Source organism: [Scytonema hofmanni] UTEX 2349 (genome assembly GCF_000582685.1).
GTDB classification, from domain to species: Bacteria; Cyanobacteriota; Cyanobacteriia; order Cyanobacteriales; family Nostocaceae; genus Hassallia; species Hassallia hofmanni.
Window position 1 is genome coordinate 5,346,955 of record NZ_KK073768.1, and the last position, 21,745, is coordinate 5,368,699.

19 protein-coding genes are annotated in these 21,745 nt (G+C 41.7%); 11 read left to right on the top strand and 8 right to left on the bottom strand.

The window, feature by feature from the left end:
- Positions 1 to 124 precede the first annotated feature (124 nt).
- The 4 genes from TOL9009_RS0129445 to TOL9009_RS0129460 all read left to right on the top strand — a co-directional run bounded on the left by TOL9009_RS0129445 (position 125) and on the right by TOL9009_RS0129460 (position 3,392).
- Positions 125 to 919, top strand: coding sequence for an ATP-binding cassette domain-containing protein (locus TOL9009_RS0129445; RefSeq protein ID WP_029636977.1), 795 nt, complete (start codon positions 125 to 127; stop codon positions 917 to 919).
- Positions 916 to 1,548, top strand: a complete 633-nt coding sequence (locus TOL9009_RS0129450; RefSeq protein WP_029636978.1) for an ABC transporter permease — start codon at positions 916 to 918, stop codon at positions 1,546 to 1,548. Before TOL9009_RS0129445 ends, TOL9009_RS0129450 begins: the two co-directional genes overlap by 4 nt.
- Before the next feature lies 1 nt (position 1,549).
- Complete coding sequence (locus TOL9009_RS40885; protein ID WP_051503063.1) at positions 1,550 to 2,509, top strand: glycine betaine ABC transporter substrate-binding protein; 960 nt, start codon at positions 1,550 to 1,552, stop codon at positions 2,507 to 2,509.
- 142 nt (positions 2,510 to 2,651) lie between these two features.
- Entirely contained in the window at positions 2,652 to 3,392 is a 741-nt protein-coding gene (locus TOL9009_RS0129460) for a phytochelatin synthase family protein (RefSeq protein ID WP_029636980.1), read from the top strand.
- A gap of 148 nt (positions 3,393 to 3,540) precedes the next feature.
- On the opposite strand, the gene TOL9009_RS0129465 is transcribed toward TOL9009_RS0129460, so the two are convergent.
- From TOL9009_RS0129465 to TOL9009_RS0129475, 3 genes are all read right to left on the bottom strand, one after another.
- Positions 3,541 to 4,212 (bottom strand): ABC transporter ATP-binding protein, encoded by a 672-nt coding sequence (locus TOL9009_RS0129465; protein WP_029636982.1) that lies wholly within the window; start codon positions 4,210 to 4,212, stop codon positions 3,541 to 3,543.
- Between the two features lie 123 nt (positions 4,213 to 4,335).
- On the bottom strand, positions 4,336 to 5,607 hold the full coding sequence (locus TOL9009_RS0129470) for an ABC transporter permease (RefSeq protein ID WP_029636983.1): 1,272 nt from the start codon (positions 5,605 to 5,607) through the stop codon (positions 4,336 to 4,338).
- A gap of 24 nt (positions 5,608 to 5,631) precedes the next feature.
- Complete coding sequence (locus TOL9009_RS0129475) at positions 5,632 to 7,356, bottom strand: efflux RND transporter periplasmic adaptor subunit (protein ID WP_029636985.1); 1,725 nt, start codon at positions 7,354 to 7,356, stop codon at positions 5,632 to 5,634.
- 1,624 nt (positions 7,357 to 8,980) lie between these two features.
- On the opposite strand from TOL9009_RS0129475, the gene TOL9009_RS0129480 reads away from it, so the two are divergent.
- A complete protein-coding gene (locus tag TOL9009_RS0129480; RefSeq protein ID WP_051503064.1) occupies positions 8,981 to 10,024 on the top strand; it encodes a DMT family transporter in 1,044 nt (347 codons plus the stop codon).
- 46 nt (positions 10,025 to 10,070) lie between these two features.
- Here TOL9009_RS0129480 and grrM read toward each other — a convergent pair whose 3' ends face one another.
- Positions 10,071 to 11,198: a cyclophane-forming radical SAM/SPASM peptide maturase GrrM/OscB gene (gene grrM / locus TOL9009_RS0129485; protein ID WP_029636989.1), complete on the bottom strand. Its 1,128-nt coding sequence runs from the start codon at positions 11,196 to 11,198 to the stop codon at positions 10,071 to 10,073.
- A gap of 33 nt (positions 11,199 to 11,231) precedes the next feature.
- Positions 11,232 to 11,453: a hypothetical protein gene (locus TOL9009_RS46355; RefSeq protein ID WP_144238369.1), complete on the bottom strand. Its 222-nt coding sequence runs from the start codon at positions 11,451 to 11,453 to the stop codon at positions 11,232 to 11,234.
- Positions 11,454 to 11,739: 286 nt separating this feature from the next.
- Between TOL9009_RS46355 and ggt the strand changes: the two genes are divergently transcribed.
- Together ggt and TOL9009_RS40890 are read left to right on the top strand one after the other, a co-directional pair.
- The gene (gene ggt, locus TOL9009_RS0129490; RefSeq protein ID WP_029636990.1) at positions 11,740 to 13,608 is read left to right on the top strand and encodes a gamma-glutamyltransferase; all 1,869 of its coding nucleotides are present in this window, start codon (positions 11,740 to 11,742) and stop codon (positions 13,606 to 13,608) included.
- A 176-nt stretch (positions 13,609 to 13,784) separates the two neighbouring features.
- A complete protein-coding gene (locus TOL9009_RS40890) occupies positions 13,785 to 14,102 on the top strand; it encodes a type II toxin-antitoxin system RelE/ParE family toxin (RefSeq protein WP_260675991.1) in 318 nt (105 codons plus the stop codon).
- Between the two features lie 73 nt (positions 14,103 to 14,175).
- On the opposite strand, the gene TOL9009_RS0129500 is transcribed toward TOL9009_RS40890, so the two are convergent.
- Positions 14,176 to 16,026 (bottom strand): TonB family protein, encoded by a 1,851-nt coding sequence (locus tag TOL9009_RS0129500; protein WP_029636991.1) that lies wholly within the window; start codon positions 16,024 to 16,026, stop codon positions 14,176 to 14,178.
- Between the two features lie 311 nt (positions 16,027 to 16,337).
- On the opposite strand from TOL9009_RS0129500, the gene TOL9009_RS0129505 reads away from it, so the two are divergent.
- A complete protein-coding gene (locus TOL9009_RS0129505) occupies positions 16,338 to 16,991 on the top strand; it encodes a MotA/TolQ/ExbB proton channel family protein (protein ID WP_029636993.1) in 654 nt (217 codons plus the stop codon).
- Positions 16,975 to 17,379 carry an ExbD/TolR family protein gene (locus TOL9009_RS0129510; protein ID WP_029636995.1) on the top strand — a complete coding sequence of 135 codons (405 nt, stop codon included), beginning with the start codon at positions 16,975 to 16,977 and terminating at the stop codon, positions 17,377 to 17,379. Before TOL9009_RS0129505 ends, TOL9009_RS0129510 begins: the two co-directional genes overlap by 17 nt.
- Before the next feature lie 722 nt (positions 17,380 to 18,101).
- Here TOL9009_RS0129510 and TOL9009_RS0129515 read toward each other — a convergent pair.
- On the bottom strand, positions 18,102 to 18,854 hold the full coding sequence (locus TOL9009_RS0129515; protein ID WP_029636997.1) for a thioesterase II family protein: 753 nt from the start codon (positions 18,852 to 18,854) through the stop codon (positions 18,102 to 18,104).
- Between the two features lie 77 nt (positions 18,855 to 18,931).
- Here TOL9009_RS0129515 and TOL9009_RS0129520 point away from each other — a divergent pair, with 77 nt between their 5' ends.
- Positions 18,932 to 20,818, top strand: a complete 1,887-nt coding sequence (locus tag TOL9009_RS0129520; protein ID WP_029636999.1) for a GTPase family protein — start codon at positions 18,932 to 18,934, stop codon at positions 20,816 to 20,818.
- On the opposite strand, the gene TOL9009_RS47930 is transcribed toward TOL9009_RS0129520, so the two are convergent.
- Positions 20,786 to 20,950: a hypothetical protein gene (locus tag TOL9009_RS47930; RefSeq protein WP_186227677.1), complete on the bottom strand. Its 165-nt coding sequence runs from the start codon at positions 20,948 to 20,950 to the stop codon at positions 20,786 to 20,788. The genes TOL9009_RS0129520 and TOL9009_RS47930 overlap by 33 nt on opposite strands.
- A 240-nt stretch (positions 20,951 to 21,190) precedes the next feature.
- Between TOL9009_RS47930 and TOL9009_RS40895 the strand changes: the two genes are divergently transcribed.
- Positions 21,191 to 21,499 (top strand): hypothetical protein, encoded by a 309-nt coding sequence (locus tag TOL9009_RS40895; protein WP_038296685.1) that lies wholly within the window; start codon positions 21,191 to 21,193, stop codon positions 21,497 to 21,499.
- Positions 21,500 to 21,745: the final 246 nt, after the last annotated feature.

Below are 21,745 nucleotides of genomic sequence, written 5' to 3' on the forward strand. Positions count from 1 at the left end.
ATCTCAAACTTTAGAACGCCGAGCTTATCTGTTCATGGGTCTATTTTACTGTTCTAGGAGGCACGAATCGCGTATCATGCCCAAATTATTACATAATTAGATAAAGCCAGCTTTAAACTCACCTATGCCGCAAAATAACCAAATTGCTGTTGAATTCCGCAATGTCACCTTTAGCCGCAATAATCGCCCGTTAGTATCAAATCTCAATTTCACCATCCGTCAAGGAGAGGCACTGGTATTACTTGGACGTAGTGGAAGTGGCAAAACCACGACGATGAAATTAATTAATCACCTATTTATTCCTACAAAAGGCGAAGTTTTATTTGATGGCATTCCGACAACTCAATGGGATGAAATTAAACTGCGTCGTAAGATTGGTTATGTAATTCAAGAAACTGGTTTATTTCCCCATTTCACTGTTGAACGCAATGTGGGTTTAGTTCCTTCTTTGGAAGGTTGGAAATCAAAACAAATTAAAGCGCGAGTTTATGAATTGTTGCAATTAGTCGGTTTAAATCCCGGACAATTCGCGCAAAGATATCCTCATGAACTTTCGGGAGGGCAAAGGCAAAGGGTGGGTGTAGCGAGGGCGCTAGCAGCCGATCCGCCCGTTTTAATGATGGATGAACCCTTTGGCGCACTCGATCCAATTACACGTTTAGAATTGCAACAAGAATTTAGAAGGTTGCAGCAAGAATTAGGCAAAACAGTTGTTTTTGTCACTCACGATATTCAAGAAGCTTTTGTTTTGGCATCGAGAATTGGTTTAATGTATGGCGGGGAATTGGTAGTATTAGATACGCCAGCAGAATTTAGGCGATACTCCGAAGGAGTCGCTTCGCGATCGCCTCATCCAGAAGCCCTTGCCTTTCTTGAATGTCTGCGTACCGTGGAAACTTTTTCAAAAGACACTTTATGAACAATTTCTTCCTGATCAAATACGCCCCAGAAATCCTTCAGCATACGCTAGAACATTTATTTTTGGTAAGCATTGCAATTGTAATTGCCATACTTGTAGGCATCCCCTTAGGTATTTTGATTACCCGCATAACTAGCTTGCGCCAACCAATTCTGATTCTTGCAAATGTTCTGCAAACAATTCCCAGTTTGGCGCTGTTTGGATTACTTATTCCTGTGCCATTTATTGGCGGAATTGGTGCAACTCCAGCAATTGTTGCACTTACTTTATATTCATTTTTGCCAATTATTCGTAATACTTATACTGGTATTACAAATGTCGATCCAGCCATTCGGGAAGCTGGACGAGGTATGGGAATGACAGATATACAATTGTTGTTGCAAGTTGAGATTCCCTTGGCTATGCAAATAATTCTCGCCGGTGTGCGGATAGCGACGGTAATTGCGATTGGGATTGCAACTATTGCCGCTGCAATTGGTGCTGGTGGTTTGGGAGAATTAATTTTTCGCGGAATTTCAGTTGTAAATAATGATTTAATTTTAGCTGGTGCAATTCCCGCTGCGGTAATTGCTTTAATCATAGATTTTGCTATTGGTTGGCTGGAAGGTAAATTAAAAGTTAAAAATTAATATGAAATTTACCAGATTTTTTGTCTTCTGCTTTTTAACTTTTGTTTTAGTAATTACACTGGCAAGTTGTCAGTTTAATTCAAATAATAAAAGTGGCGTTGATATCGTTGTTGCTTCTAAAGGCTTCACCGAGCAAGATATTTTAAGCGAACTATTAGCGCAGCAAATTGAAACGACAACTAATTTACAAGTTGATCGTCGCCGCTTTACTAGTGCTTTGGTGACACATAGTGCTTTGATTGCTGGTAAGATTGATGCGTATATTGAGTATACAGGCGTGGCTTTTACTAGTATATTGAAGCAAAAAGTTATCAACGATCCAAAAGTACTTTACGAAAAGTTGAAACAAGGTTACGCGCAGCAATTCGATTTAGAAGTAATGAAACCTTTGGGTTTTGAAAACACTTTTGCAATGATTATTCGCGGTGAGGATGCAAAGCGTTATAATCTTCAAACTCTTTCCCAAGCTGCTAAATATACACCTCAATGGCGTGGTGGTTTCGGTTATGAATTTGTGGAAAGGGAAGATGGTTTTACCGGTTTGGCGAAAACTTATAATTTCCGCTTTGCTAAACCTCCCCGCTTGATGGAATTGGGATTAATATATCGAGCTTTGTTGCAAAAACAAGTAGATATGATAAATGGTAATTCCACTGATGGACGGATTGCCCGCTTGGGTTTGGTGGTGCTAAAAGATGATAAGCAGTATTTTCCTCCTTATGAAGCAGCACCAATTGTGCGTCAAGCAACTTTAAAAAAATATCCAGAAGTAAGAAAAGCGATCGCTCAACTTTCTGGTAGAATTACTGCTGATGAAATGCGACGATTAAATTATCTGGTTGAAGGTGAATTACAAGATATTAAAGATGTTGTGCGGCAGTTTCGTAAATCTAAGGGTTTGGCTTCGTTTAAGGATAATATTAGCAATTCGGTTATAAGAAAGCACTCTTCGTGCTTATAGCATTTCCTAGTCTGCTGAGGTAGAAATTTATCTGCGTCCATCAGCGTTTATCTATCTTCATCTGCGGTTAATTCAATATTCTGTACCTCATGAATGTAGGAATCGCTATACTACGAAATTAATTTTTTTCAGACGGTAATTTATGAATAGTAATTTACGCGAAGTTATCAAAACATCTGTTCAAGCTGGTATTGTTTGGTTTTGTGTCGCGAGTGGAAGTGTTCTTTCTCAAACTTTACCTCTTTCTCCTAATTTGATTGGCTTCAATTCAGATGAAGGAGAAAAGTTATTAATTGATAGTAAATCTAGAGAAGATTTTTTTCCCCTCAGTACGCAGTTTATTACTCAAAATAATCAAACCTATTGTGGGGTAGCTAGTATTGTTATGGTGTTAAATAGTTTAGGAATCCCTGCACCAGAAGCACCACAATATAAGCCTTATCGAGTGTTTACTCAAGAGAACTTTTTCAGCAATGAAAAAACTAAAGAAGTGATTACTGCTGAGGTTGTCTCTCGTAAAGGGATGACTTTAAACCAAATTGGTGGATTATTGGCAAGTTATGGTGTAAAAGTTAATGTTTATCATGCTGCTGACAGTAGTTTAGAAAAGTTTCGTTCTTTAGCAGCAGAGAATTTAAAACAGCCGGGAAATTTCATTTTAATTAACTATTTACGCAAAGAAATTGGGCAAGAAAAAGGCGGACATATCTCACCCTTGGCGGCGTACAATGAGCAGACAGATAGATTTTTAATCTTGGATGTTTCGCGTTACAAATATCCCCCTGTGTGGGTCAAAACAGCAGATTTGTGGAAGGCAATGTCAACCACTGATTCTGAGTCAGGCAAGACACGGGGATTTGTATTTGTCAGCAAAGGTTCTTAAATAGACATAGAAACAATGTAGAGACGTTCCGGTGGAACGTCTCTAGGGGTTTTGGATAACGCATATTTAACTTCCGTCGATGTCTAGTAGTAAGCGCAGAGAGCGTTTTCTGCGCTTGCTACAGAAATGTTTATTTTAGGTTAAAAAACTAACTTACAATTAAACCATCCTGAACTCGAATAATCCTTTTGGTTTGAGCCGCGATATCTGGTTCATGAGTCACAATCACAATTGTGATCCCTTGCTCATTAAGTTCTGTTAACAAATTCATCACCTCATAAGAAGTTTCAGTATCTAAAGCTCCCGTTGGTTCATCTGCTAAAACTAATGCAGGTTTATTAACTAAAGCACGCGCGATCGCTACTCGTTGTTGTTGTCCCCCAGAAAGTTGGCTGGGACGGTTGGAAATGCGATCGCCTAATCCCACCTTTCTCAAAGCTTCTAATGCCCTTTTACGGCGTTGTGGCTTTGGCAGGTTCGCATAAACCATTGGTAACATAACATTATCTAAAGCAGTTGCACGCGCTAGAAGGTTAAATTGTTGGAAAACAAAACCGATTCTTTGGTTGCGAATATACGCTAATTCATCATCATCAAAAGTAGTCAGGTTTCTACCTTCAAAAATATAGTTTCCAGTTGTCGGACGATCCAAACAACCGACAATATTCATCAGCGTAGATTTACCCGAACCTGACGCACCCATAATCGAGACATATTCACCTTCTTCTATAGAGAGTTGAATTCCCTTAAGTATGGGAACACTAACTTCTCCTAAATGGTAAGTTTTCGTAATCGATTCCATCCAAATCATTGTTGGCATATTGATTTAAAGTTGTTAGTTGTTGGTTGATAGTTGTTGGTTGTTGGTTGTTAATTGTTGGTTGTTAGTTCACTCCTTACTCTTAACAACTATCAACTATCAACTATCAACCAACATTTAATATTAATCACTTCTTAAAGCGGTAATTGGATCTAATTTAGAAGCATTCCGTGCGGGAATTACCCCCGCGAGTAAACCAACACTTAACGAAAGTCCAAACCCGACAATTACTGACCAGAAAGAAACCACAAATGGAAACTTGAAAACAGTTGCTGCCACCAAAGCAATCAAAATACCACTTCCGATACCAATACCTCCGCCAGCTGTAGAAATTACGATCGCTTCCGCTAAAAATTGATTGAGAATAGCTGAATTTGTCGCCCCTACTGCTTTGCGAACTCCAATTTCCCGCGTTCTTTCGACAACAGAAACCAACATAATATTGGCAATTCCTATTCCGCCAACGACTAATGAAATGCCAGCGATCGCTACCACCATTACTGTAAATAAACCGACAATATTTGTAAAGGTGCTAATAATATCAGCTTGGTTAGTAATCCGAAAATCATCAGCTTGCGGTGGATAGATATTGTGACGCAAACGTAATAGATTTGTAACTTGAAACTGAACAGCCTCTAACTGTTCTTGATTTCCAGCTTTAATTAAAATTGCATTTACAGAAACACCAGATAAAGCATTGTTACCAACTAGTCTTGCTGACATACTACTAAGAGGTAGAAAAACTAAATCATCTCGATCCATCCCTCCTTGAGAACCTTTAGACTGCGTGACCCCAATCACTTCATAAGCTTCTCCTTGAATTCGGATTCTCTTACCTATGGGATCGCTACCATCGTTAAATAAAGTACTTTCAACCGTCGGTCCAATAACAGCAACTTCTCTCGCTGTATCTAATTCTTCTTGATTAAAAAATCTCCCATTTTGGATTTGGATATCTCTAACTTGGGGGTAATTTAAATCTGTACCATAAATTGGTGTTGAGCTGTTCTGACCTGCATAAACAATTTGTGCATTTCGTTGGAGGTAGGCAGAGACAATTTGGGCAGATGGTGCTTGTTGGGCGATCGCTTTCGCATCATCCCAAGTTAATGTACTACTAGAACCAATTCCTTGACGGATATTTCCGCTTCTAGCTGCACCAGAAAACACCGAAAGCACATCTGGACCCAAAGCTTGTATCTGTTGCTCGGTTCCTTTTTGTACACCCTGCCCAACAGATGTAATGGCAATTACTGAGGAAATCCCAATAATTACCCCCAGCATCGTTAATCCTGTGCGTAATTTGTTACTCCAAAGTGTCTCCACCGCCATTGTCAATATTTCTAGCAGTGAGACAGTAGAGCTCCTTTTCTGTTTAGAAAAAACCTTAAGCATATTGTCATATTTATAACTAAATTTTTAACGCGGACCACCTCGACCGCCGCCACCTCGACCACCGCCACCACCACCTCCCACACCAGGAAGAATTCCGCCTCGCGGTGTTGATTGCGGTCGCGATCCTGGGGGAAAGCTGAGTAATACCCTTTCGTTTCCTTTCAATCCAGATTTAACTTCAGTATATTTATCTACTGTAACGCCAGTCTGAATGCGAGTAAATACAGGTTTATTATCTTCTCCTGGTACAAACACACCTGTAGATTTTTCCCGGCGCACAACTGCTGCTGTTGGCACTACAAGCACATTTTCCAATTGACCCACTTGGAAATCTGTTGTTACATTCATCCCAGACCGCAAGAGCTTTTCGGCATCTGAGACAATGGCTACCTTCACTTGAAAGCTGGTAACATTTTGCTCTACGATCGCTTGAGCAGCAATTTGACTGACTTTACCTTCAAAGGTTTTTCCTGGATAGGCATCTGCCGTAATTGTGACTTTCTGACCAAGGCGGATTTTAGCAATATTTACTTCCGCGATGTTTGCTACAATCTGATTTGTCGAAGCCAAGGATACGATTGAAGAAGATGTTGCACTACTTACAGCACTACCTGAAGTAGTTGGTGTCACAAAAGCGCCTGGGTCAGCATACTTTTGAGTTATAACACCATCAAAAGGGGCGCGAAGTACGGTGTCATTGATTTGAGTTTGAATTGTTTGCAGGGAACCGCGAGCGGAAGCCACCTGAGCGCGTGCTTGGTCAATATCTTCTGAGCGGGTTCCCGCTTTCAAAAGTGCTAGAGCTTGCTGTCTCTGCCTAACTACAGCTTGTGCTTGCTGAATATCTTCTGGACGCGAACCGGCTTTCAAAAGTGCTAGAGCTTGCTGTCTCTGCCTGACTACAGCTTGCGCTTGTTGAATATCTTCTGGACGCGAACCGGCTTTTTGCAATCCTAATGCTTGCTGTGCCTCATTTACTTGACCTTGGGCACTGTCACGATCTGCACGGCTTTGGTTTACAGTTTGAAGAGAAATGGCTCCGGAAGTGTAAAGTTGCTGATTGCGGCGTAAATTATCTTCGGCTTTACTTAAAGTGGCTTGAGCGCTTTGTAAACGTGCCTGTGCTTGACCAATATCTTGAGAACGATTACCTGTTTGTATCTTTTGCAAATTTGCTTGAGCTTCGTCTAATGATGCTTGGGCAGATGCAATATCTTGAGAACGATTACCTGCTTGTGCCTTTTGCAAATTTGCTTGAGCTTCGTCTAATGATGCTTGGGCTGAAGCAATATCTTGAGGACGATTACCAGCGATCGCTTTTTGTAAATTTGCCTCTTGTTGTGCTATTTGCCCTCTGGCTTGGGTGAGTTGTCCTTGCAAATTTGAATCATCCATATTCGCAAGTACCTGACCCTCTTTAACTGTATCGCCTTCCTTCACCAACAGTTTTTTTAGTATGCCTGATTGTTTAGGACTGACGTTAATCGACTTTTCGGGTTTAACAGTTCCGTTCGCCGAAATCCTAATAGTTAAATTTTGACGAGATACAGGTTGTGTCAAAACTTTTCGCTGTGCTTCTTGTTTCTGAACAACGACCAGCTGGTTATAAACTACGTAACCACCCCCCCCAAAAAGACTAAATACAACTAGCCAAGGTATCCAGTTAATTCTGCCCTTTTTCTTTTTCTCTTTCTTTTCTTCTGGTAAAAAATGCGTGGGATCTACTGACTGCGATGTGTCTAATTTCATTTTTAATTTCCGGTGTATAAGTAACGGCTACCGAGAGACATTGTTGTAAAAACTTAAATTAACTATAGTATGATAATTTTGTATTAAGGTTTTTTAATCTGTAGTGTTTTCATCAAGACTGCATACCCTCACACATTTTTTGTAGTTGTTGTTTTTGCTTTTGCATGAATACTTTTGGTATTCATCATATAAAATTAACTTAAACAATCATATGTATCGGAAGTTCTAAACTCATCCATGACCTTAGTCACGAATTTTGCTCTCTACATTTTCAGCTTGATCGCAAACTTTCAATAAATAACGTAATAATAGGGGTTTCAGGACTATTTAAATGGGCGATCGCCTTCAATGACTCGTTATGCCTATGACTGACGCACTCTTTCACAAAAAACTCGCGGGTCGAGAGGATGCGCCACTTGGCAACAGATGCGTGGAGGAAACACGCCACGGGTGGTTTTAACCACCGTGAAAAATGATAAAATTGAAGTGTGAGTAAGAATAACCATCTACGCGTTGAAGTGTTTTGTGAGGAGTGACCCCTGATTTACCTCGCACCCGCACTACGAGTGCGACTCTGGGTAAACAATTCAGAAGGCAGAAGGCAGGAGGCAGAAGGCAGAAGGCAACCCACCCTTACTCATAGTGGGATTGAAACAAGGACGTTTTATACCTCGCTGCAAGCAGTCTCGGTATAATTATTTGTTTAAACTGGGCTTTAAACCCACAAAGTAAGTTTTAATTGATACTCCTAACATAAGTGCCTTCTGCCCTCGAACTTCTGCCTTTCTTGTAATGGGAAAACATGGAGCGTACCGAACTGGCGTTGTGGTGGACGTAGGATCGCGGAGAAAATAAAAAGTAAGCGCAATTACAATACCGATAGTACTGGTAGTTGTTTTGAGCGTGTAGGGGGATATTTGACTATCCCTTTTAAGCGAGTCTTAGAGAATCTGCGTGTCTTTAGACCGCAGAGTGTCAAATAATAACAAACCGCGTTCCCATGAAGGCGTCTCCGACAGGAGAAGGAATAAGTGTTGCAGAGATTTTTGCCTAAGTCGTTATGCCAATGCATCGACTCGTTATGTTAATGCATCGACTCGTTATGTTAATGCATCGACTCGTTATGTTAATGCATCGACTCGTTATGCATTTAAAAATTCTACTTGGGACTCAGCCTAGCTCGTGAAACTGCCCGCGCACATCATGGCGACCTCACCCTTGACTCAACATCGAACAGTCAAACAGCGTTTACCCTCACCTTGCCAATTATATTAGATTGAGCGATCGCCTTCGTTCAACGGCTATTAACAAATGCTACACAGTACTTACGCAAAATATTTTTGTCATACTGAGCGAAACGAAGTCTAGTGAAGTATCTCAAAGATTCTTCACTACGCTTGCGCTCCGTTCAAAATGACAGTTTTTCGTCAAAATGCGTAAGTCCTAGCTATTATAGACCGATGGTTTGAGGATATTCACGTCCCTGAACGGTCAGAAACGGTAAGCTCTACCGAGATTGCCTGCGGAGCGGATAAACCTCTTAGAAGTCATTCTAAGACCGCGATAAAACAGGAAGTTAACACCAAAACTACTTTTGTCCAGTTAAGTCTAGATTTAGGTAGTTTTGGGTAAGTTTAACCGAGCGGATCTAAACGAACAAAATATTTTATTTCTAGAAGGATCTCAAATGAATACAGTACCCGATCAGGCAGCGATTCCCATCAACAAAACGTCTTTGTTGCTGCCTTACTTGGCACTACTAACGGCTACCATTATCCTTTCATTTGCTGCTATCCTAATCAGGCTGACTGAATTTGACCTTAGACCGGGCGCAACTGTATTTAACCGATATTGGATTGCTGCGGTTACGTTAAGTTTATGGCAAAGCAGCAAGTTCGTATTTGCTCGCAAAACTGAGCCAGAGGACAAACCATCAGAGGATGTTACGTTTAATGATATAATTTTTTTTGCAACAGAATCTCTAATGAGTTTTGGTTGTATATCCTTGTGGGCTATTTCACTCACCCAAACAAGTGTAGCCAATGCCAATTTGTTGCACAACATGACTCCTCTTTTTACAACTCTAGGCGGTTGGTTGTTGCTAAATCAGCGATTTGACAATCGCTTTCTGGTTGGTATGCTTATTGCCATATTAGCTTCCAGTTGTATTGGGTTTGAAGATTGGTTTATTAGTACTAGCAACTTTACTGGAGATATATTAGCTCTACTTTCTTCGGTTTTATATGCTGGCGGATTTTTAACTCGTGAATCCTTACGCAATAAATACTCAGCTAGCACAATCCTTTTATATAGTTGCTTCCTAAGAGCCGTCTTAGCTCTCGGATTAATTTTAATGACAGAAGAGCGTTTTTTCCCTGTTACCCAATCGGCTTGGCTTTCTGTACTTGCTTTAGGGATTATTGTTCAAGTTTTCGGACATGGTCTTTTAACCTATAGCCTTAAATATGTGTCTTCCAGTTTTGCCGCTGTATGTCTCTTAATTGATCCATTGATTACGGCTTTACTCGGTTGGATTATCTTTGCGGAAAAATTGACACCTCTCAATTTAGTTTCTTTGATTGGAGTTTTGGTTGGAATTTATCTTGCCATCTCAGCAAAGGGATCTCTAAAGTCAACTGCTGTTGAAGAAAACGTGTTTGAGGCTTAATGTAAGCCTGATAACCTTTATAAGACGTTTTAAATTGTTGAAAACCTCAACTAACAGCTAACTTTCTCTCTAGATGATTAAGCATCGCATCACAAGTTGCTTTTACCGCAATACGACAATACTCTGTTTCCGTTACATCAAATCTAGTGGTTTCTGAGAACTTATTAGATGGATTCCCACCACCACAGACTGAGAAATACTCACAGGTTTCTTTACATTTTTGCTTTCCTAATTCAATTTCTGAGTAGATTTTTTGAAACTTTTGGCTTTGGCTAAAGATATCTTCCAAGGAACTATTCCAAACGTTGCCGAAAGTGAAATCTCCAAATCGCTCATTCCGCGATGTTAATAACTCAGGACAGAAAGTAGAAACATTTCCTTCGCAATCAAAGCTAAGAGTGCAAAATGGATTGTTCAGCATAGAGTATGCCAAATCATGACTCTGCGTGATCCTTTCTGTGAAGGCATCAGCTTCTCTAATAAGCATATCAGGCTTTTCTGTATCCCGAAGAAAGGCAATTCGCTCAAGAAAAGCTTTATACCTTTTTGCTGAATCATCTTCATTCAACGTCGAGAATTTGTTACATCCATCGACTTCTTCTGGATTGAAAGCAATACTGCGTATATTATTTTTCACAAAAAAGCGCCACAATTCATCGGGCTTCTCAACAGAGTTTTTTGTCACAACTGTGATAGTAGTAATTGGTATATCATGCTTGTGCAAAATATCAATGCCACGTATGACACTATCGAAAGTTCCTTTCCCTGCTTTATCTACTCTGTTAGCATCATGAATATATTTAGGTCCATCAACACTTACACCAATACGAACATTCCATCTCTTGATTAAGTCGCACCACTTTTGATTAATCAGTGTTGCATTTGTTTGAAATGTGTGAACCACCTCAGCATTATTGATGTTAGCCCTTCTAACTATTTCAAAGGCTTCTTCATAAAAATCTGGAGGAACTGCAAGAGGTTCACCAGCGTGCCATAAAAATGTGATCTCCTCATTTGAAACGTAAGGAGAATCAAAAAATGACTCCGCTATGCGTTGTAAAGTCTCCATAGATAAACGCTTCTTTTCAGAACGGTCAGGTAAGTAGCAATATCTACAGTCTATGTTGCAAAGCGGAGTACTCTGAATAACAACTAAGTTAGTCTTAAAATCCATTAGTTTTGACTGAAACTATTGAATGGATACACCCTAGTTTGGAGAGGAATGAAATGGATATACCATCGTAGTTGGAGAGGAATGAAATGGATATACCATCGTAGTTGGAGAGGAATGAAATGGATATACCATCGTAGTTGGAGAGGAAGTACATTCTGGCTGATTAAAGCCAATTTCGTTTGCTTTTGCTCTGATAGCAGCGATTCTATCGTTGAGAGATTTCGCTTCAATTTGACTGGAACAGTGTTTAGGCATAGGATTTTATCCAAAATAAAGTTCTAGATGAACCATATCATAAATCAATACCTCAGACAACAGACAAAATTAAGCAGCAATAACACCGTAAGAGAGCATTTATAACCCACATTCCGCGATATCCCGACTTGCATTCATCGCATTGAGCTGCAAGAAAGGTTCATCGGATGAAAGCGATCGCTTGTGTCAAAGCTGCCAATAATCAAGCGATCGCATTTAAAGATAATTACGTATAAAATGCATTCTTAGGCGGTAGTCTAATAAATATCAAAAAAATTACATCCAAATGCGTAACAGCAAATATAAACAACTAGCATCTGCAATCTTTTTTATCAGTATTGTATTTAACAACCAAATAGTATCAGCCACCGTAACATTACCTTTACGCACCAAAAAGGCAATGGTGATTTCGGCTAATCCCTTAGGAAGTGAAGCCGGGTTAGAAATGTTACAAAAGAAAGGTAACGCAGTTGATGCCGCAGTTGCCACAACTTTTGCTATTTCTGTAGTAGAACCTTTTTCAGCAGGAATTGGTGGTGGCGGATTTTTGCTCATGCATTCAGCGCAAACTGGGGAGATGAAAGCCCTCGATTTTCGCGAACGCGCACCATTAAAAGCTACCAAAAATATGTATTTGGATGCTCAAGGTAAGGTGCGTCCAAATGCCAGTATTAACGGTTATTTGGCAGTAGCAACACCAGGAACAGTAGCGGGATTGTATGAATTACATCGTCGTTATGGTAAACTACCTTGGCAAGAAGTTGTTAAACCTGCGATCGCTCTAGCAAAGAATGGCTTCATCCTCAGTCAACAACCTACTTGGCGTTCTCTGCAAGCATACCAAGAACGCAAACAAGCAATTCTCGCTAATCCAGCAGCACGAGCAATTTTCACTCGCAACGGCGAGTTTTATCAACCAGGGGAAAGGTTAATACAACGCGACTTAGGAAACACTTTATCAGCAATTGCCAAAAATCCCCAAGATTTTTATACCGGAAATATTGCGCGGGCGATCGCCTCCGATATGGCAAAAAACAATGGTTTAATTACTCTTGAAGATTTAAAATCTTATAAACCAATTTGGCGCACACCGGTTTGCGGTAACTTCCGCTCTTCTAAAATTTGCTCAATGCCACCACCTTCATCGGGAGGTGTTCACCTATTAGAGATTTTAAACATTATTGGGGACACAGATTTAAAATCTTTGGGATGGCATCACCCAGATGCTTTACATTTAATGACAGAAGCAATGAAAATTGCCTACGCTGATCGCTCTGTATATTTAGGCGATCCCGATTTTGTCAAAGTGCCTGTACAACAACTTATCAGCCCAGCATACGCCAAAATGCGACGAGCGCAAATCACGATGGATCGCGCTAAACCCTCCACTGAAGTTAAGCCAGGGGAGATGGGGAGATGGGGAGAGAGGGGGGGACAAGGAGAGGGGGAGACAAGGAGAGGGGGAGACAAGGAGAGGGGGAGAAATTCTTTTTTAGTCCCCTTGTCACCTTGTCACCCTGTCACCTCATCCCCTTGTCACCCTGTCACCTCATCCCCTCGTCTTCGCTACGAGTCTCCGGAAACTACCCACATTAACGTTGTGGATGAACAGCGTAACGCGATTAGCTTGACTTTTACGGTAAACTATGGTTTTGGTTCTGGGGTGGTGGCGTCGGGAACTGGTATTTTGCTGAATGATGAAATGGATGATTTTGCAGCTGCACCAGGGGTACCAAATGCGTTTGGTTTGGTGGGTAATGAAGCGAACGCGATCGCACCCCGCAAAACTCCTTTATCCAGCATGGCTCCGACAATTATTACCGAAAATAATCGCCTCCGCATGGTGGTAGGTGCGCCGGGAGGTGGTACCATCATTACCCAAGTGCTGCAAGTTATTCTCAATGTCTTGGAATACAACATGGATGCAGGTGCAGCTGTTTCTGTGCCACGCATACATCATCAATGGCTTCCCGATGAGTTGCGAACTGAACCTTGGGGTTTGGATGCTTTGACAGTGCAAGAATTACGGCGTCGCGGACAAAATATTAAGGAAACTACTCCTTGGGGTAATGGTAATGCGATCGTTGTCACCCAAGATGGAACCTTAGAAGGAGCTGCCGATCCCCGTGGTGAAGGTTCCCCCAGAGGCTTTTGAAAAATGAAAGTTGGGCAATAGGCTATTTTAAGAGGGGTAAATGTTTATCGAAAATCTTAGATTTCTACCCTTGACTGCTTGCAGCGAGGTATAAAACGTCCTTGTTTCAATCCCACTATGAGTAAGGGTGGGTTGCCTTCTGCCTTCTGCCTCCTGCCTTCTGCCTTCTGAAACCGATAGCGTTAGCGGATGCCGAAGGATTGTACCTGTGGATCGCGGAAGATTCGCCTGCCAGGGCTGCTAAATGGTTCAATGGCTTATTCGACGTGATTGAGACGCTTGCTTCTCTGCCTCGGCGTTGTCCGGTAGCACCGGAAGCAGATATAGTCGGGGAAGAAATCCGCTGTCTACTTTATATGAAACGCTACCGGATTTTGTTTTGTGTTGAGGATGACACCGTGATGATTTATCACATCCGACATACTGCCCAGCAGTGGATGACACGGGAAGAGTTTTTACGCTATCCCTCTAGGGATACTGAGCAGGAGGAGTGATTTTTTCTGGTCAACATGAACAAGGGGTAGTCTCAGTATCAGTCGGGGTTTAAATCCCCGTCTGAAAATTTCTTTATTCACCCTCTCCACTACTACTAGGTGCAGCAGGTGCAGGTTGCCGACTGCGACGCAGCACACTACGCAAACGACTACCACTATCTGAAGACTGATTTGATTGATTCAATTCCCGTCTCCTTCTTCTAGTAGGTGCTTGCTGTTCTCCTGATGTTCTGACATCAGCAGTTACTTCCCTACGTTTGCGGGGTGTTGATGTAGCTTCTCCTGAATTATTTTGTACGCGACGACGTAAGCGACTACCAATAGAAGTTTGTTCAGAATTTCTTACCCGTCGTCTCGGTGTTTGATCTTCGTTCCTGGATGCACTAACTTCTGCACGTCGTCGCAAGCGTTGAGTTAGCCTACTACTTCTTGATTCTTGATTAGAAGATGCACTTTCCCTTGATGATTCCAGATTTCGCTGTCTTCTGCCAGAAGACGCAGATACATCAGTATTGTTACCAACAGATGCTTCTAGATTTCTTTTTCTGCGTCTTGGTGTTTCATTCCCAGAATTATTGTTATCTGAAGAAGCTGCTGCAACTTGCCGCTGTCTTTCTCGTTCTTCTCGTTGTCGCTGCCTTTCTCGCACTTCTCGGTTACGGCGAGAACCTGCCATCGAGTATTCTGTAGCTATATTAACCCCTTGCCTTCCTTGTTGGGCAGGTTTTAATTTCCACTGCTGCGCTTGTCTGAGATGTTCTTCATCCAACTCGCGATCGCCACTGGAACGAGCCAACCGCACATTAGTAACATTACCATCTTTATCTGTATCAACAGCTACTTCTACTCTTCCTTCTGCATTTCGCCTTCTAGCACCTTCTGAGTATTTAACTTTACAGTCTTTACAAGCGGCTCGACCATCCCCAGAGCCTCCAGATCCACCGTTGCCTTGGGGGGTTTTTATTTGTGTTGGTATCTTTGGTTGTGTTGGTGCGATCGCTATTTCCCCTCTGCCGCTTCCGGTACCGCTACCACTTCCTGTACCGCTACCACTTCCGGTACCGCTACCACTTCCTGTACCAGTACCATTTCCTGTACCGCTACCACTTCCGGTACCGCTACCACTTCCGGTACCGCTACCATTTCCCGTACCTGTACCAGAACCCGAAGCAATGGTGGAATTGCCACCACCTCCGGTACTATCAGAAGAACCATTACCGGAACCTGGTTGAGTAGCTCTTGAATCTCTAATATTACCTAGCGTGTTTCTCAAGTTTTCGCTACTTTCTTGGGTGCTAGTCGATGATTGTACGGAAGTATTATTAGTTGCGACTTTCGTAGAACTTTGTGATTCTTGGGGCTGAGTTCTTTCAACAGGCTTTTGAACTGAGGTTGTTTCCTTTGGTATATTATTTACTAGCTTTTGCGGTTCCTTGGAAACTACTGGATCTTCCTTCTGCGGTTGTGGTGGAGTGACAGATTGCCGTTCCTGCCTCTCAACTTGCTTCTGTACGGGAGTAAATGCTTGGGGTACGATTGGCTTTTCAATAGGCTTGGATACTCGCACAGGTGCTTGTGGTAAAGCCTGAACGGTTACGGGAAGTTGCGCTTGAATTTGAGGAGATGAACTTCCCCCAGATGAACCTCCTGATGATGTCAAAATTTCTCCTGCACCCAATTTATTATCTTCAGGTGAGGGCTTTTTTTCTTCCTTTATTGGTGTTTCCTTAACTTCCGGCTCAACAAAAGTCATTTCAATCGGTTCATTCTCCAGTTCTGGTGCTCGCGTCAAAAAATTACCAATACCAGATGCCAGTACCGCGACGTGCAGCACCAAGGAGCCGACTGTGCTGTAAACTAAGAAAGTTTTTAGCGCTTTGATTTCTTTCTCTCGCTGGTCGATCGCAATACTGGAGAAACTCATAAACTATTGCTACTTATTTTCACTATTGCTTTTCTACAATAAAACTTTTGGTTGCAAAAGTAAACTAGTTAGATAAATGTTTTATTCACTAGCTGTGTCAGACATTATTTTGCCAAAACACATGTAGACAGTAGCTTCTATTCACTTCTGGTATAATTCACTCGCCAAGAATAATAAAAACTTATGTCATTAAGCATTAAATAGGATTGACATGAAGACTGATTCTATTCTACTGTTTGTTGAAAACTAGTTTCAATACTATGACTAGTTGTCGATGTTAATGGTAAATTCATACTGGTTAAGGGCAAAACATGGGAATAATTGAGCTGTTTGTCGCTGGGGGCGTGGTGATGCTTCCCCTATTGGCTTTTAGTGTGGCTGCGATCGCTTTAATTATCGAACGGATTCGTTTTTGGTATCGGATCAATCAACGTCAAAGTCGGGTAGTACGGGAAATTTTGAATTTATATCGCTTGGATAATGTTGTGGGTGCCCTAGATAAGCTGCGAAAGAATGCAGATTTACCGATCGCCAGAATGTTTCTCTCGGCTTTAGAATTAGAACAACCTACTCCAGAGGAGTTTCGTTTAGCGTTGGAAAGTGAGGCTCAAGCAGAAATACCTGTACTCAAACGGTTTAATAATATCTTTGAGACAATCATCTCCCTTGCTCCTTTGCTAGGATTGCTTGGTACAGTATTAGGCTTAATAACTTCCTTTGCTTCTTTAAATATCGGCGATGTTGGTGGTAGTAAAACTGGAAGCGTCACAGCAGGTATCAGTGAAGCGCTCGTATCGACTGCATCAGGATTGGTTGTAGCTATTTTTACGTTGATGTTTGCCAATACATTTCGAGGACTGTATCAACGCCAAATCGCCTTTATGCAAGAATATGGCGGACAATTAGAACTACTTTATCGCCGTCGTTACGAACGAGGAGAGAAATCATATGCGACTACCAGATGAACCTGATATTCCAGCACAAATAAATATTGTGCCGATGATTGATGTGATATTTGCGATTTTAACGTTTTTTATCATGTCAACGCTGTTTTTAACTCGACAAGAAGGCTTACCTGTAAACTTGCCGAAAGCTGCCACATCTCAACAATCCCAAGTTCCCACAAGAATCACTGTGACGATCGATTCGCAAGCACAGGTAAGCTTAAACAAAAAGCCGACAACTATTGATGCGCTGACTGAACAAGTGCGTGGTTTAGTTGGTGCAAACCCGGAAGCGGTAGTAGTAATTAATGCCGATGAAGGTGTAGAACACGGTAAGGTAGTATCAGTAATGGACAAAGTGCGTCAGGTAAAAGGTGCAAAATTGGCGATCGCTACTCAAAAACAATAGCAGGTTTTGAATCAAGCAAAAATTGCAATAGACATTTCCAAAAAAGACGTAGAGACGTAGCACTGCTACGTCTAATCAAGGGTTTCGGGCAACGCATAATTAGTTTCTACCAGATGTCTAATGTTGAGCTAAGTACAGGATTTCAATAGGAGCGCGAATTAAAGAAAGGCAATACCCCCTGCATTGTGAATGCATCGGCTTGCATTGTTAATGCATTAAATATCTCCATACATTGACACTCTCAGGTCTAAAGACACTGAGATTCTACAGACAGAGTAAAACTCTCGCTACGACCGTCAAACGTCGTCTACCTAGTCACTCTAAGTCAAGCTTAGGTTTCTAGCTACTTTTATTTTTTCCAATGCTTTCAGAATCCATCACTAAGCCAAGACGTGGTACGCTCCACAACCTGCCATTATTTGCTCTTTCTTGTCATACTGCCGTTAGAAAACCTAACCGTTGTTTCACGGGAGCCGGGATTTCTCCGATACTAGGATGCTTCAAAACGTAGATGTTTTTGTTCTTACTCACGATCCAATTTTAACATAAATACCACTGCGACTCTCATTCGCTCGTGTCGCTTCCCACGAGCGCACTCTTCGTGACTGAGTTTCCCGCATACCGCGAGGTCTTATGAACTATCCGTTACCCAAAACCCTTGATTAGACGTAGCAGTGCTACGTCTCTACATTTTTTTTCACTCCTATGTCTATTTAAAAACGCTATGATTTTAGGCAAAGCTGTGCTAAGGTTTGAAGTAAAAGTGGTTGTTCGGATTGGATGAAAAAATGATCCCCGTTGAACATCTGTAAATTGTAAGAAGCTATGGTGTGCGATCGCCATGCTTCCAATCCTTCAAGACTTACTTCTTCGTCTTGTAACCCACCAAAAACAGTAATTGGACATTCTAGTGGCGGTTCTTGGGTGTAAACATAAGTTTCCAACACTGCAAAATCTGCCCGTAGTATGGGGATAAGCAGTTGCATTAATTCGGCATTCTCCAACACTGAATCTGGTGTACCATTGAGACGGTGCAGTTCTTCAATAAACTCAGCGTCTGGTAGTGCGTGAATAGGTGGCTTTGGTAAGCGGATGTGAGGAGCGCGGCTAGCAGAAACAAATAGGTGAACTGGATTAAGATTGTAGTCTCTACGAAGTTGACGAGTAAGTTCAAAACTGACCAACCCACCAAGACTATGACCGAAGAAAGCAAATGGTTTGTCTAAATATGGTTTGAGGGCAGAAGCTAAAGTTGTAATCAACGGTTGTAACCGTGAGAAAGGAGTTAACCTCATTTGCAATCCCCGTCCAGGAAGTTCGATGGGACAAACTTCGATAGTTGTAGGTAGACTTGTCAACCACGAGCGAAAAATCAGAGAACTACCTCCTGCGTAGGGAAAGCAGAATAAACGCAGCGAAGCATCAGGATTTGGATAGGGACAAGTAACGCAATTAAATATTTGTGTGGTTTGCATAGTCGAAGTGTCTAACTACTTAGCAATTCTATCCACAATAGCGGTAGAAGAACTTTAATTAAGGCAGGGATGAAGCAATGATACGCTTAAAACTGTGGCAATGGGTAATTTTAGCAACACCGATCGCTTGTATCATCACTTTCTTACTTGTATCCGCAGGTTTGCAAATCCACGAATGGCGGATTAACTGGATTTGGGCTGTGTTCACACTGGTGTTTGTCGGCTGGCGTATTCTACTAGTAAAATGGACTCAACCGCAAGTAATGCAGATAGAAGCGGTTGTCACAGAGGTAAATAAAGAACTGAAATCTGTGGCAGAGAATACAACCACCATTGACAAAACTGAAGCAATATTGGAACAAATTCTCAATGCATCTCAAAGCGATCGCCCAATTTGGGAAGATTGGCAAACCTTTTGGCAACGATGTCAGGATCTAATTGTCGCAGTTTCCCAAATCTATCATCCGGAGGTAAAATATCCCCTACTCAACATTTACGTTCCCCAAGCTTACGCGCTAATTCGGGGAACCCTGGATGATGTAGATCGCTGGATGCAAAAGTTATCTCCTGCGCTCAATCAGGTGACAATCGCCCAAGCATACCAAGCCTATGAAGTTTACCAGAAATTGGAACCATCTGCGCGTAAACTTTTGCGGGTATTTAATTGGGCACAGTGGCTGTTAAACCCAGTTGCGGCAGTGGCGAAAAAAGCCAGTCAAGGTTACAGTAATCGCGCAACTGAACAACTTTTGGGCAATTTGAGTCAAATGCTGCGGGAAACTGCCTTGAGAAGCTTATGTCAGCGAGTTGTAGCCCTTTACGGAGGTAGCACAATCCCAGTTTCAGAAGCTTTGCCGACGCCAACGCTACCAAAGACGAAAACTCAAACTTTACGAGAAATTCTCGAATCTGCTGAACCCCCCACCGCAGTTGAGCAAAAACCTGTTAATATTCTTTTGGTCGGGCGAACCGGTTCGGGAAAAAGCAGCTTGATTAACACGTTGTTTCAAGCCGAACTTGCCGCAGTCGATGTGTTACCCAGTACCGATCGCATTCAAAATTACCAATGGCAAAGCAAAAGCGGGGAAACTTTGACGCTTTTGGATACACCAGGTTATGAACAAGTCAACCGTACCGACTTTAGAGATATTGTCCTAGATTATGCAAGAAATGCTGATTTACTGCTGTTAGTTACTCCCGCCCTCGATCCATCTCTACAAATGGATGTAGACTTTATCGCAGATATGAAGGCAGATGTTGCCGACTTACCGATGATTGGAGTTGTCACCCAAGTGGATCGTTTGCGTCCGATTCGGGAGTGGGAACCACCTTATAATTGGGTTGAAGGCGATCGCCCAAAAGAAGTTGCGATTCGTCATGCTACGGAATATCGTAGTGAACTTTTAGGTGAATTCTGCGATTTAATTTTACCTGTCGTCACCAGTGATCTGCAAACAAATCGCGTTGCTTGGGGTGTAGACGCGCTATCGTTGGGATTATTGGAGGCGATCGTACCAGCAAAACAAGTGCGTCTTGCTCGCTTTTTGCGTAACCTCGAAGCTCGCACCGTCGCTGCTGCGAAAATCATTGACCATTATACCTTTCAAATGGCAACTACTCAAGGACTGACTGCATTCCTCAAAAGTCCCGTCCTTCAATTCATTTCCACCCTCTCAACCGGATCGCCTAATTTAGCATATCTGCTAACAGATAAAATTCCCGTAGAACAGTTACCTGTAGTAATCGGCAAATTGCAAATGGCTTATGACCTTTTCTCACTTTTGAGTACTGACAACGCTAATTCACGCAACTTTGATTTACTATCTTTGTGGTCGTTACTGCTGGAAAATAAAGCTGAACCAGAGCGCAATGCTTGGGCATTTGGTCACGCTTTGGTAGAATATTGGACTCAGAATTTGACAGTTGAACAACTACGGCAGCGCTTTGAATATTATCTCATATAATACCATTTCATACACAATGTAGAGACGTAGCACTGCTACGTCTGTTGGTTTCAGGTAGAGACGTTCGGCTATATTGTAGAGACGTTCGGCTATATTGTAGAGACGTTCCGGCGGAACGTCTTTACATTGCAAGTAATTTATTTTTTCGCATCTATCTCAAGGTATAAAATACTATTTTCTTTAGATAAGTATTTTCTAATCCAACTAGCTTCCAATAGCGGTATAGTCAAGAAAAGGCTAAGAGTTGAATTTTATTGTCGGTAACAAAAATGAAGGGCGCATACTTAAATAACTCTTGGTTTTCATTTCTTTTCCCTTGTTCCGGTAAGAGATGAGGAAAAAACTTAAACTTATTTACTAAGGAGATAAATCATGAAACGGAAAATTTCTCTTGTCATCGCTTTATTTGTATCATTTTTGTTGATGTTTAGCCCCATTGCGATCGCTGAGGAGACGAACTTTCAGATAGCTACCATATCCGAATCGGTTGAGCTAAAAGTCGTTGAAACCCCGCAAGATGCAAACAAAGCAGATTCACCATCACAAGTAGAGGTTAAAGTTCCGGCTATTGATAAACCGGGGATATCAACCAAGGCTTGCGTCATATGTCCAGATGGTGGCTGGGGACGTTGGTCGTATATAACTCAGCACGAACAAATATGCCTACCAAATTGTAACTAAGATAATTCAGTCATAAATTAGGCAGAACCAGTTAAACAGTGTTTTAATAAAGCTTTTGCCTACTTAACTATAAACAGGTAATTTGTACTAAATTTAAGGCTAGGACTTACGCACTCGTTACCAAAAAACAAGACTTAGATAGGTGCTTCCTCACGTCGATAGGGACGGAAATATGTAGTCCTTGCGTAATATCATGTCCGCGCAATCATCCAGAATTCATGAAGAACCCCACCTGCCTGTGGCACC